The organism is Cnuibacter sp. UC19_7 (assembly GCF_042699995.1).
Lineage (GTDB): Bacteria > Actinomycetota > Actinomycetes > Actinomycetales > Microbacteriaceae > Cnuibacter.
The window spans coordinates 1,595,257-1,607,663 of sequence record NZ_CP170560.1 but is presented as its reverse complement, the minus strand read 5'-3'; the positions used below and the strand labels follow the sequence as shown (position 1 = coordinate 1,607,663).

Sequence of the window (12,407 nt, the reverse complement as noted above, 5' to 3'; positions counted from 1 at the left end):
CAGCATGGAGCGAGCCCCCGGGACCTGTCATGTCGCCCTCATGACCGTCTCGGGTGCGGCACGACCCATGCCGCAGAGATCACCCGTGTGGTGAACCTGAGACCCCGAAGGAGACCACAGGATGCGCGACCTCGTCGGCTACGGACGCAACCGCCCGAATCCGCTCTGGCCCGGCGACGCGCGGGTGGCGGTGAACATCACCATCGCCGTCGAGGAGGGGGCGGAGGAGTCGCTGCTCGACGGGTTCGAGCAGAGCGAGGCGCCGCTCACGGATGTGGGCGGGGCCGGGGACGAGGTGCCCGGGCGCGACCTGACAGCGGAGTCGGCGATGGCGTACGGCAGCCGTGTGGGGTTCTGGCGCCTGCAGCGGCTGCTCGAGGAGCGCGGCGTGCCCGCGACCATCGCCGCGTGCGCGATGGCGCTGGAGCGGAACCCGCAGATCGCTGTGCACTCGCGCTTCGCCGGGTACGACCTCCTCGGCCACGGCTGGCGCCACACCCGGCAGTACCTCCTCGACGAGGAGAGCGAGAGGGAGCAGCTGGGGCTCGCGCTCGCGAGCTTCCGCTCGACGTGGGGCGAGACGCCGCAGGGGTGGCTCTCGCGGTACGCGCCGAGCGAGCGGACCCGCGAGATCCTGGCGGAGAACGGGTTCCTCTACGACTCCGACGCGTACGACGACGAGCTGCCGTACTGGACGGAAGCCGCCGGACGGCGTCACCTCGTCATCCCCCACACGCTCGCGAACGACGACGCCGCCTACGCGACGGGGCGCTGGGCCACCGGCGAGCACGCGTTCACGCACCTCCGCGACGCCTTCGACACGATGTACGCCGAGGGGGAGCGGGCGCCGGGGATGCTCACCGTGCACCTGCATCCGCGGCTGTCGGGGCATCCGGCACGATCCGGAGCCGTCGCCCGCTTCCTCGACCACGTGCTCGCCCACGAGCGGGTGTGGGTGGCCCGGCGGATCGACATCGCTCGCCACTGGTTCTCGACGTTCCCGCCGGAGATGAGCCGCAGCATGCGCTGACGCTCGCCCGCGCGCCGCTCCTCCGCGGTCAGCGCTGCTTCGCGAGCACGCCCTGCAGCAGGTCCTCGAAGTACTCGGGCGTGATGCTGATCGCTCCCGCGTACGGATGGTCGAAGCCGGCGATCGTGAAGATGAGGAGCGCGACGAACACCGCGATCAGGCCGGCCATGATGACGTGCACACGGAGGTTCCGCACCTCGATCAAGCCCACGAGCACGGCGTTGAGGATGGCGCCCACACCGACGACGATCCACATCATGGCGGGCAGCGCGAGCGTCGTGGCGGAGATGCGGGACCGCCGCGCCTCGACGAAGTCGTTGAACTGCGCGATCGCCTCCTGCTGCAACGAGGCCTGAGCCTGGGTGGTCGGCTCGAACCCGAACAGCACGGTCTGGATGCGGGTCACCTCGTCGGCGGAGTCCTCCGGCACGATGCCCTGCGCCTGCTGCGGCCAGTCGGTGTCGATCACGAAGCGCGTGTAGTCGCGGATCGCGACATGGAGGTCTTCGGCCGTCGGCGCGGGGAAGCCCGACGCATCCCGGTACAGCACGGCCAGCGACGACGACTCGTGCAGCACGAGCGTGTCGACCGACGTGAAGTTCGCGTACGCGCCCGCCGCGATGAGCGCGACGGTCACGCCGTAGAACACGCCGTACGTGGCCATCGCGTAGCCGAGGATGCGGTCCCACTCCGCGTTGCCCTTCGACACCCGCAGCACCCAGCGCCGCAGCACCAGCAGGATCGCCCACGAGAGCAGCAGGAACCCGAGGACGAAGCCCGGCAGCGACAGCCACACGGGCAGGTCGTAGAACCACATGGGTCGACGTTAGCGGCACCCGGGCCCGCGGCCGAGCATCCGCTCGATGCACCGGCTCCGACGCCTGTTGGTCGCCCGTCTGCTGCTCTGAGGTGGGGCGTCAGCGAGCCGCCTCATCGGCGAGGATCCGCCCCAGCTCGGCGGGACGGGTGAACTGGGGCCAGTGCCCGGTGGGCAGCTCGACGACGGTGACGTCGCGGATGCGCGGCACCTCGGCGAAGTACGGCACCCCTGCCGCGATGGCCTGCTCGATCTCGTCGCGGGTGAAGGTGGTGCCGACGATCGTGATCGGCACGTCGAACCGCCGCTCGTCGGTGAGTCGCGGACCGTCGTTCGCCGCGCCCCAGGGTGTGGGTACCGCGGTCTCGCGGAAGCGCTCGAGCTGCCCGGCGGTGAGGTCGCCCAGGTCGCTCTCGTCGAACTCGGTCCACGGCGGCAGGGGCACACCCGTCTCGTCGCCCGCCAGCGACGGGTTCACGGGCACGCCGTCGGGCTGCGGTCCGCTGTCGACGTAGATCACACGGCGGATGCGCTTGGGCCGCAGATCGGCCACCGAGTGCACGACGGCGCCCCCACCGGAGTGGCCGACGAGCACCACCGGATCGTCGACCTCGTCGGCTTCGTCGAGATCGTCGACGAGGTCGACGATCTGCTGCACGTGCTCGGCGAGGCCGATCTCACGTCGATCGGCGTCGATCGACTCGAGCCCCCGCAGGGTGGGCGTGTGCACCGTGTGGCCCGCGTCGAGGAGTGCGGGCACCACCTCGCCCCATGAGGCGCCGCTGAGCCAGAAGCCGGGAACCAGGATCACGTTCATGGGCGAGACGATAGCGCCGCCCTCCGACATCCGCCCCGACCCGACGTGGCCGCGGGCGCCGGGCTCAGTCGCGGGGCGCCGGTGTCGACGTGAGCAGCTCGAAGAGCTCGCGGTAGCGGGCCGCCGTGCGCTCCACGATCTCGTGCGGGAGGCGGGGCGGCACGCCCGATCCGTCCCAGTTCGCCGCCAGCCAGTCGCGCACGATCTGCTTGTCGAAGCTCACCCCGCGCCGGCCCGCGGCGTACTCGGCGGCATCCCAGTAGCGGCTCGAGTCGCTCGTGAGCACCTCGTCGGCGAGCACGATCTCGCCGGACGTGTCGCGCCCGAACTCGAACTTCGTGTCGGCGAGGATCACCCCGTGCGACTCGGCCACCGCGGCGGCACGGGCGTACACCGAGAGCGAGAGGTCGCGGAGAGCCTCCGCGGCGTCGGCGCCGACGAGCTCGACGGTGCGCTCGAAGGTGATGTTCTCGTCGTGCTCCCCTAGAGGCGCCTTGTAGGCGGGCGTGTAGATCGGGGTCGGCAGACGGTCGCCGTCGGCGAGACCGGCGGGGAGCGCCACGCCGCAGACGCTCTGCGTGGTCTGGTACTCCTTCCAGCCGCTGCCCGAGAGGTAGCCCCGCACCACGCACTCGACGGGGAACATGTCGAGCGAGCGCACGATCATGGCCCGCTCGGAGACGTCCGCAGGCACCGGCGGGAGCGCGCCCGTCTCGGCCACGCGGTGGTCGGGCACGGCGAGCTGGTCGAACCACCAGCGGCTCAGCTGCGTGAGCACGGCGCCCTTGCCGTGGATTCCCGGCTCGAGCACGTGGTCGAACGCGCTCACCCGGTCGCTCGCGACGATGAGCATGGCGCCGTCAGCGGGGGCGCCGCCGTCCGCCTCGGATGCCTCGGGCGCCTCGGACGCCTCGGGCGTCTTGGGCGCCTGGTCCGTTGACGGCACGTAGAGGTCCCGGACCTTGCCGCTGTAGACGTGGCGCCATCCGGGCAGGTCGACCGCGGTCGCGGGGGTCGAGGTCATGCCCGGCTCCCCTCGTTCTGGGCGGAGGCGCCGTCCGGCTCGGCCACCCGCGCCGCGATGTCGGTGCGGTGCTGCGATCCCTCGAGCCCGATCTGGTCGACGGCGGCGTACACACGATCACGCGCGGTGCCGAAGTCGGCGCCCGTCGCGACCACGGAGAGCACCCGTCCGCCCGTCGCGATGACCTGACCCGCGGTCGCGCCCTCCGTCTCGCGTCGGGTGGCGGCGTGCATGATCGACACGCCCTCCACATCCGCCGCCTGATCGAGACCCGACACCACACGCCCCGTCACCGGCGACGCGGGATACGCCTCGCTCGCGACGACGACCGTGACGGCCACGTCGTCCGAGAACTCAGGATCCGGCACCTGGCCGAGCGTGCCGGTAGCGGCGGCGTGGAGCAGCTCGCTGAGCGGAGTGGTGAGGCGGGGGAGCACGACCTGCGTCTCCGGGTCGCCGAAGCGGGCGTTGAACTCGATGACGCGGATGCCCGCCTCCGTCACGATGAGGCCGCAGTAGAGCAGTCCGATGAACGGGGTGCCGGCCCGCTCGAGCTCCAGCACGGTGGGGCGCGCGATGGTCTCGACCACCTCGTCGACGAACGCCTTCTCGCTGCCGAAGCGCTCGGCGAGCCAGGGCAGCGGCGAGTAGGCGCCCATTCCGCCGGTGTTCGGCCCCTCGTCGCCGTCGCCGAGGCGCTTGTAGTCCTGCGCCGGGGCGAGCGGAGCGACGTGGTGCCCGTCGCTCAGCACGAACAGCGACACCTCCGGTCCGTCGAGGAACTCCTCGACCACCACCTCGCCGTGCTGCAGCCAGTGGTCGGCGTGGGCCTGCGCCGCGGCGCGGTCGGTGGTGACGAGGACGCCCTTGCCTGCGGCGAGCCCGTCGGCCTTCACCACGTAGGGGGCGCCGAACTCGTCGAGCGTGCGCTCGGAGTCGGCCTTGGTGGCCACGGTGCGCGCGCGGCCCGTGGGCACACCCGCGGCGTCCATGATCGTCTTCGCGAAGGACTTGCTGCCCTCGAGGGCGGCGGCCTGCTTGCCCGGCCCGAAGACGGGGATGCCGCGCGTGCGCAGCTCATCGGCGACACCCGCGACGAGCGGCGCCTCCGGACCCACGACGACCAGCTGGATGCCGCGCGCGATCGCCAGGTTCGTCACCGCCTGCGGGTCGTTCTCGTCGAGGTCGCGCAGCGTCTCCACATCCGCCTGCGTGCCCGCGTTGCCCGGCGCGGCGATGATCTCGTGGGGGATGCGGCCGACCGCGGGATCGTCGCGGTGCGCCTCGTTCTCGCGCAGCAGGGCGGTGATGATGGCGTGCTCGCGCGCGCCCGAGCCGAGGACGAGGATCTTCACGGCGACCAGCCTAGCGAGCCCGCCGCCGCTGCTCCTCCGGCGGAGCCCGCCGCGGCGCGCGGGTCTAGCGTTGAGATATGGCACGAGCACGGATCGACGACGCCGCGGGGGCCGCGGCGCTCGCGGCGACCACGTCCGACTTCGACGGCGCCTCTCGCGACGCCCGCGCCACCGCCGTGCGCTTCACCCTCCAGGTGCTGTCCGACTTCGCGCCCGGCAAGTCGGTCGAGGTGAGGGTGCCGCCCTTCGGCGCGGTGCAGTGCATAGACGGCCCCGGCCACACGCGGGGCACGCCGCCCAACGTGATCGAGACGGATGCGCGCACCTGGCTCGAGCTCGCCACCGGCCGGCTCGCCTGGGCCGACGCGGTCGCGGCCGCCCGCGCCACCGCCTCCGGCCAGCGCGCGGACCTCTCCGCGTACCTCCCCCTCCGCCTCCCCTAGGGGCGGACGCGGACGCTGTCGCGGTCATCGTCGCTTCGACACCGAATGTGTCGCAGCGACCTCCTCTCGGCCACCGGTGTGCCGAATTCGGTGTCGAGGTGACGTCATCGGACCGTAGCCGGGGCTGACGCCGTCGCTCATCACGGAATACGGGCAACCGACGCCCTCAGGGCCATCGCCTTGGCCTGTTCCGTGATGAGGGTCAGGGGTGCAGGGCGAGGAGGGCGTCGAGGACGGGGACCTGGCCCGCGACGAGGCGTTCGCGGGCGAGCGGGAGCGGGGTCCACTCGGCGCGGTCGACCTCCGGCACCTCGATGGTGCGGCCCGAGCGAGGCGGCCACTCCAGGGGGAAGGTGTTGCTCGTGACGGCGGGCGGGTCGAAGTCGGGCGCCTCGACGGCGAACGCCGTCACGATCTTGCCCGAGCGCTGCCGGAACTCGCCGAGCTCCTCGTACGCCTCCCCGCCCGCGGGTCGCGGTGCGGGCAGGCCCGTCTCCTCGCCGAACTCGCGCAGCGCGGCGGCGAGCGGCTCCTCGTCGGGGGAGTACAGGCCCTTCGGGATCGTCCACGCCCGCGCGTCCTTCCTCGCCCAGAACGGACCGCCCATGTGCGCGATCCAGACCTCGAGCGGGCCGGCCGTGCCGGTGTCGCGGGTTCCGCCCGCCGGCAGCTGCGGGGAGGCCTCCGAGGCCTCGCCGGCGCTCTGCGCGGGCGCAACCCGCGCCAGCGGCGACCGCCGCCACACCATCAGACCCGCGCTGCGCTCCGCCATGGACCCATACTGCCCCGCGCACCCGGCGCATCCCGTGTGGACACAGGACACGGACCCCATGCCCAGGGGAGTGAGCGAGAATGGTGGGGTGAGCAGCGAACGGCCCCCCGCATCCGGTCTCGAGACGAGGCAGGCGGTGCAGGTGCGGCGCGCGCCGCGGTACTACCGCTTCATCATCCTCGGGCTGCTGCTCGGCGGACTCGTGACGCTGGGGGTGACGTGGATGTTCCCGGAGCAGCCCGATTTCCCCCGCTGGCAGGTGGCGGGCCTCCTGGCGCTCTTCGTGGTGCCGGTCGGCGCCGCGGTGGGTGCGCTGGTGGCGCTCCTCATCGACGCCGCGAGCCGTCGTCGTGCACGGGTGGTCGAGGTCGAGCACATCGACGGCCACGAGGAGGTGGCGGCGGCGCAGGCCCATGCCGCTGCCGCCCCGGCGGTGACGCAGGAGGACGCCCCCGCGGTCGCCGCGGACGCGACCCCGTCGAGCGAATCAGGCGAAGCCCGCGGCTAGCGAGCCGAGGCCGCGACGCGACCAGCGGACGCAGGGCGCGAAGCGATGCTACGCGACGAGCGTTGGCTGCCACGCGACGAGCGCAGGAGAGCGCCGACGGGAGTCAGCCGAGGACGCTGCTCAGCACGCGCGCAAGCCGTGATGAGCAGCGTGTGACGGGCGCGCTCAGGCGCGCTTCTGCTCGCCGGCCTGGAAGGGGTCGAGCTCGTCGTCTTCGTCGTCGATCCACTTCGAGTAGTCGGGCTCATCCGACGACTTGCTCGTCAGCTCACGCTCCAGTTCGGAGTAGTTCGTCTCGGGGCTGTAGTACTTCAGCTCACGAGCGACCTTGGTGTGCTTTGCTTTTTGACGGCCACGCCCCATGCGAGACCCCCTCAGGTTCTGGCCGGGGATCGACGCCCCGGAAGGAGATGAATTATCAACGAAGACTCGGACGAGTTTAGCACGATGGCATCCCCCCGCCTGGGCGCGCCGACGCTCTCGGCTGGCGCTCAGCAACCGAGTGAAGGCGCAGCGCGACCGGGGCCGTGCGAACGCCCCCGACGAGCCGCTCAGCGCGAGCGGCGGTGCACCGGCTCGGCCTGGTGCTGAGCCCGCTTGACGGGGCGGACGGGCTCGCCGCGACGCTCCTGTCCGGGGAGGGGGCGTGAGCGCCGACCGTACAGCACCTCGGACGAGTCGAGCAGCCACGGCACGAGCGCGACGGTGACGCCGTGCACGAGCATCAGCTTCTTGCGGATGCGCCGGGCCTTGTGGTTGTGCAGGACCGTCTCCCACCAGTGGCCCACGATGTAGATCGGGGTGTAGACCGTGACGACCTCGGAGCCGTGCTCCGCGCGGTGCTTCGCGATGTAGGAGCACAGCGGGTCGGCCACGTCGCGATACGGCGACTCGATGATGTTGAGCGGGACATCGATGTTCATCGACCGCCAGTCGGCCTCGAGCTGCGACGTCTGCTCGTCGTCGACGGCCATGTGCACCGCCTCGATCGAGTCGTGCCGCGCCGCGATGGCGTAGTCGAGGGCCTTGAGCACGGGCTTCTGCATCTTCCCGACGAGCACGATGGCGTGGTCGCCGCTGGCGCCGAACGTGGTGGTCGGGTCGACCTCGACCTCCTTCGTCACGTCGCGGTAGTAGCGGTTCACGCCGAGCATGAGGAACCACAGCACCGGCATGATCGCGAAGACCAGCCACGCGCCGTGAGTGAACTTCGTGATCGTCACGACGATGAGCACCGTGGCGGTGAACACGGCGCCGACGGCGTTGATGACGAGGCCGCGGATGACGGCGGACCGATCGGTGCAGCCCTCGCGCAGCATCCGCAGCCAGTGCCGGACCATGCCGGTCTGGCCGAGGGTGAACGACACGAAGACGCCGATGATGTACAGCTGGATGAGCTGGGTGAGGTTCGCCTGGTACACCAGCAGGATCAGCGATGCGGCCGCCGCGAGGATGATCATGCCGTTCGAGAAGACGAGACGGTCGCCGCGGGTGAGCAGCGCCTTGGGGGCGTAGGAGTCCTTCGCGAGCACCGAGCCGAGCAGCGGGAAGCCGTTGAACGCGGTGTTGGCCGCGAGGAGCAGCACGGCCGCCGTCGCCGCCTGGATGATGAAGAACAGCACGGAGTTGTTGCCGAACACGGCGGCCGCGACCTGCGCCATGAGGCTGCGCTGCGGGGTGGTGGCGCAGTCGGCGAAGCCGATGAGGTGGCAGGCGTCCTCGGCGTAGTGAACGTTCGCGATGAGGGCGACGGCGGTGAGACCGGCGAACAGGAAGATGGCGATGCTGCCCATCGCGACCAGGGTGGCCTGCGCGTTCTTCACCTTCGGGGTTCGGAACGCGGGCACACCGTTCGAGACGGCCTCGACGCCCGTGAGGGCGGAGCACCCGCTCGAGAACGCCCGCAGCAGCAGGAGGATCACCGCCGCCTGGCCGATGCTCTCGGCCTGCACGCCGAACTGCGCGCTCTCGGCCACGGGAGCGTCGCCGAGGGCCACACGGGACAGTCCGACCACGATCATGAGCGCGACGCTGGCGATGAAGACGTAGGTCGGGATGGCGAATGCCTTGCTCGACTCGCGCACTCCGCGCAGGTTCACCGCCATCAGCAGCACGACGAAGCCGATCGCCAGCTCGACCCGCCAGGGGTTCAGGAACGGCAGCGCCGAGATGATGTTGTCGACGCCGGAGGCGACCGACACCGCCACCGTGAGCACGTAGTCGACGAGCAGGGCGGAGGCGACGATGAGCCCGGCCTTCTCGCCGAGGTTGCGGTGCGCGACCTCGTAGTCGCCGCCGCCGGAGGGGTACGCCTTCACGAGCTGCCGGTACGACAGCATCACGACCACGAGCAGCAGCACGACGGCCGCCGCCACCCACGGCGCGAACGACAGGAAGGCGAGCCCGCCGACCAGCAGGATCATCAGGAGCTCCTGCGGCGCGTACGCCACGGACGACAGGGCGTCGCTGGCGAAGATCGGGAGGGCCAGGCGCTTGGAGAGGAGCTGCCCTTCCAGCTTGTCGCTGGGGAGCGGATCTCCGATCAACCAGCGTTTTGCTGAACGGGTCTCATTAACCACGATCGAGAACACTACTCACGGGGTTAGGCGTGTCAAGTCGGTGCGAGTGCATGATGTCGAGACGATATGAGACCGCCGCGGAGCGTGTTCTCACGCTCAATGCGGCGGCCTCACAGCGAGTGCGAAGGATGCGGTCGGTTCTACTCGTCCTCGGGGATCTCGCTGTCGGTGTACTCGCCGTGCTCGGGCTCGGGGACGTTGACGTCGGCCGCCTCGGTGTCGGTGTACTCGCCCTCGCGCTCCTGCGGGCGCTTCTCGTCGCTCATGCCTGGGATCCTCCTCGATGTCCACGCCGGCGTTGTCCACTCCGGTCGGTTCGTTCGCGAAGCTACCACCACCCTGGGGTGGGGCAGAAGGGGTCGCGACGACTGTGCACATCCGTGCGGATGAGACGTCCCTGTGCAGGAGTCGTCGTCGCAGAGCCGGGTGGTGGCCGTCCGCGCCGGCGTCACACCGGATGGACGCCGGGTCACCCCTCACGGACGACGTCCGAGGGATCCTTGTCGATGCGCCACCCGCGCCAGGACGGTTGGCGCAGGCGGCCGTCTCCGGTCCACTCCGCGAACTCGACCTCCCCCACCAGCTTCGGCGTCACCCACTGCGCGTCGCGCGTGTCGGGGCGGGGCACGTCGGCGAAGGGCGAGGTCTTGCGCTGGAGCGGCGCGAGCTTCGCCGCGATGTCGGTGAGCTGGCGATCGGTGAACCCGGTGCCGACGCGGCCGACGTACTGGAGCGCGCCGTCCGCATCCGGGACGCCGAGCAGCAGCGACCCCACCTGCGACGCCCGGCGACCGTTGCCGGGACGCCAGCCGCCGATCACGACCTCCTGAGCGAGATGGTGCTTGAGCTTGATCCAGTCGCGGGTGCGGCGGGCCGTGTACGTGCTGGCACGGCGCTTCGCCATCACGCCCTCGAGGCCCAGCTCGCGGCTCGAGGTGAGGGCGTGCTCGAGGTCGCCGTCGAAGGCCGGCGGCACGTGCAGTCGGCCCGCGGAGGCCGGCAGCGCGTCCTCAAGGCGCCGCCGCCTCTCGTCGTAGGGCTCGTCGACGAGGGGCTCGCCGTCCTCCTCGAGCAGGTCGAACACCATCAGGTCGACGCGGACCCGCTTCGCGGCCGCCTCGACCTCGCGCGGCTTGCTCAGGCCCATCCGCTGCTGGAGGCGGCCGAAGCTGGGGCGGCCCTTCGCATCCAGCGCCACCACCTCGGCGTCGAGGAGCAGTTCGCGGTCGGCGGTCGCCGCCGCGAGCTCCTCGACGAGCTCCGGGTACGCGGCGGTCACGTCGTTGCCGTTGCGGGTGACGAGCGCGACCCTGCCGTGGTCGGCGAGCACCAGGGCTCGGATGCCGTCCCACTTCATCTCGAACGCCCACTCGTCCTCGTCGCGGATGTCGGTGGCCTGGCCGAGGGTGGCGAGCATGGGCGAAGGGATGCGCGTGCGGTCGAAGAGGTCGCGGTGAGCGGCGGGTGCGGTCGCGCGCTTCGCCGTGCTCGCGGCGCGCTTCGCTGCGGGACCGTCGCCGTCGCGCTTCGCGCCGCCGTCCTTGCCGCGCGTGCGCTCCTTCGACGCGGTGACCGACGCGGGGTCGTCCCAGTCCACGCTGTGCTGGTCCTTCATGAGGTGGATCAGCCAGTTCTTCGGGTCCTTGCCGCCACGGCCGCCGGTGCGGATGAGCGCCACCCTGCGCGCCTCGCCCAGACCCCCCGACGGCTGGCCGTGGAGCGTGGCGATCACCTCGTCGTCGCGCCACTTCTCGAGGTCGTACGTGCCGAAGTCCCAGATGGTGACGGTGCCGCCGCCGTACTCGCCCTCGGGGATGGTGCCCTCGAAGGTGCCGTACTCGAGCGGATGGTCCTCCGTCATCACAGCGAGGTGGTTCACCCCCGCGTCCGTGGGCACGCCCTTCGGCAGCGCCCACGAGACCAGGACCCCGTCGTGTTCGAGCCGGAAGTCCCAGTGCAGCCGCGAGGCGTGGTGCTCCTGGATCACGAACGACCGCCCGCCCGTGTCGGCGGGCGACGCCTCGGGCACCGGCTCAGGGGTCTTCGCGGCGTCGCGCTTCGACCGGTAGACGGTCAGCCGGTCGGGCTCATCAGGATGTGCCTCGGGCTGCTCGTCGGCCCCGCGGTCCGAGTGCCACACGCCGCCCGGCGCCTCGACCGAGCCGGGTGCGTCGGCGCTCTCGGCGAGTGGATCGGCGCGTCGCCGCATCCGCGTCAGCACCTCGTCGAGCTCGAGGTGGCGGAGGTCCTTCGAGGCCAGCTCGCGCCACGTGCGCGGCACGGCGACCGTGGGCCGGAGGCGTCCGCGCAGCGAGTAGGGGCAGATGGTGGTCTTGTTCGCGTTGTTCTGGCTCCAGTCGACGAGCACCCGGCCGGTGCGAAGCGACTTCTTCATGTCGCTGACCACGAGGTCGGGGTCGTCGGCCTCGAGCGCGCGCGCCAGCTCGTGGGCGACGGCCGACACCTGGTCGGAGGTCTGAGTCCCGTCGAGTGCGGCGTAGAGGTGGATGCCCTTGCTGCCGCTCGTCACCGGCACAGGGTCGAGCCCCATGTCGGTGAGGATCCGCCGGGCCCGCTTCGCGACCTCCACGCACTCGGGCAGGCCCGCGCCCTCGCCGGGGTCGAGGTCGATCACGAACCGGTCGGGGGTTCTTGCGGCGGCCGTGCGCATCCACCCGCCACTGGGGCACGTGCACCTCGAGCGCGGCGATCTGGGCGAGCCAGACCAGGGTCGCCTCGTCGTTGACGAGGGGGTACGTCTTCGGCCCCTCGGAGTGCTCGATCTCGACGCGCTTGACCCAGTCGGGCGTGCCGGCGTCGAGGTCCTTCTGGAAGAACACCGACCCCGGATCCGCGGGCGTCCCCACTCCGTTCACCCACCGCTTGCGCGTGGCCGGCCGGTTGCGCGCGTGCGGGATGAGGAAAGGGGCGATCTGCGAGTAGTACCGCAGCACGTCGCCCTTCGTCGTCCCGGTCTCGGGGTAGAGCACCTTGTCGAGATTCGTGATCTTGAGCCGGTGCCCGCCGACGCCGACCACCTGCTCGTCCTTCTTCGGGGCCAT

The 12,407-nt window shown here is 71.3% G+C and carries 11 protein-coding genes and 1 pseudogene; 3 read left to right on the top strand and 9 right to left on the bottom strand.

The window, feature by feature from the left end:
- The first annotated feature begins 121 nt into the window (after positions 1 to 121).
- Positions 122 to 1,030, top strand: a complete 909-nt coding sequence (locus tag ACFJGV_RS07510) for a polysaccharide deacetylase family protein (RefSeq protein WP_378148020.1) — start codon at positions 122 to 124, stop codon at positions 1,028 to 1,030.
- Positions 1,031 to 1,058: 28 nt separating this feature from the next.
- On the opposite strand, the gene ACFJGV_RS07505 is transcribed toward ACFJGV_RS07510, so the two are convergent.
- The 4 genes from ACFJGV_RS07505 to purD form a co-directional block, all read right to left on the bottom strand.
- Complete coding sequence (locus ACFJGV_RS07505) at positions 1,059 to 1,847, bottom strand: DUF4239 domain-containing protein (RefSeq protein ID WP_378148019.1); 789 nt, start codon at positions 1,845 to 1,847, stop codon at positions 1,059 to 1,061.
- 100 nt (positions 1,848 to 1,947) lie between these two features.
- Positions 1,948 to 2,664: an alpha/beta fold hydrolase gene (locus tag ACFJGV_RS07500; protein WP_378148017.1), complete on the bottom strand. Its 717-nt coding sequence runs from the start codon at positions 2,662 to 2,664 to the stop codon at positions 1,948 to 1,950.
- 64 nt (positions 2,665 to 2,728) lie between these two features.
- Entirely contained in the window at positions 2,729 to 3,688 is a 960-nt protein-coding gene (locus ACFJGV_RS07495) for a phosphoribosylaminoimidazolesuccinocarboxamide synthase (RefSeq protein WP_378148015.1), read from the bottom strand.
- On the bottom strand, positions 3,685 to 5,043 hold the full coding sequence (purD, locus tag ACFJGV_RS07490) for a phosphoribosylamine--glycine ligase (RefSeq protein ID WP_378148013.1): 1,359 nt from the start codon (positions 5,041 to 5,043) through the stop codon (positions 3,685 to 3,687). Before purD ends, ACFJGV_RS07495 begins: the two co-directional genes overlap by 4 nt.
- Before the next feature lie 77 nt (positions 5,044 to 5,120).
- Between purD and ACFJGV_RS07485 the strand changes: the two genes are divergently transcribed.
- On the top strand, positions 5,121 to 5,486 hold the full coding sequence (locus ACFJGV_RS07485) for a sterol carrier family protein (protein ID WP_378148011.1): 366 nt from the start codon (positions 5,121 to 5,123) through the stop codon (positions 5,484 to 5,486).
- A gap of 202 nt (positions 5,487 to 5,688) precedes the next feature.
- Here ACFJGV_RS07485 and ACFJGV_RS07480 read toward each other — a convergent pair whose 3' ends face one another.
- A complete protein-coding gene (locus tag ACFJGV_RS07480) occupies positions 5,689 to 6,258 on the bottom strand; it encodes an NUDIX domain-containing protein (RefSeq protein ID WP_378148009.1) in 570 nt (189 codons plus the stop codon).
- An 88-nt stretch (positions 6,259 to 6,346) separates the two neighbouring features.
- Between ACFJGV_RS07480 and ACFJGV_RS07475 the strand changes: the two genes are divergently transcribed.
- Positions 6,347 to 6,766: a hypothetical protein gene (locus tag ACFJGV_RS07475; protein WP_378148008.1), complete on the top strand. Its 420-nt coding sequence runs from the start codon at positions 6,347 to 6,349 to the stop codon at positions 6,764 to 6,766.
- 165 nt (positions 6,767 to 6,931) lie between these two features.
- Here ACFJGV_RS07475 and ACFJGV_RS07470 read toward each other — a convergent pair whose 3' ends face one another.
- The 4 genes and pseudogenes from ACFJGV_RS07470 to ACFJGV_RS07455 all read right to left on the bottom strand — a co-directional run bounded on the left by ACFJGV_RS07470 (position 6,932) and on the right by ACFJGV_RS07455 (position 12,407).
- The gene (locus ACFJGV_RS07470; protein WP_378148006.1) at positions 6,932 to 7,129 is read right to left on the bottom strand and encodes a DUF3073 domain-containing protein; all 198 of its coding nucleotides are present in this window, start codon (positions 7,127 to 7,129) and stop codon (positions 6,932 to 6,934) included.
- A gap of 188 nt (positions 7,130 to 7,317) precedes the next feature.
- A complete protein-coding gene (locus tag ACFJGV_RS07465) occupies positions 7,318 to 9,345 on the bottom strand; it encodes an APC family permease (protein ID WP_378148005.1) in 2,028 nt (675 codons plus the stop codon).
- Between the two features lie 140 nt (positions 9,346 to 9,485).
- Positions 9,486 to 9,611, bottom strand: coding sequence for a hypothetical protein (locus ACFJGV_RS07460; protein WP_378148003.1), 126 nt, complete (start codon positions 9,609 to 9,611; stop codon positions 9,486 to 9,488).
- 203 nt (positions 9,612 to 9,814) lie between these two features.
- A pseudogene (locus ACFJGV_RS07455) lies at positions 9,815 to 12,407 on the bottom strand (ATP-dependent DNA ligase).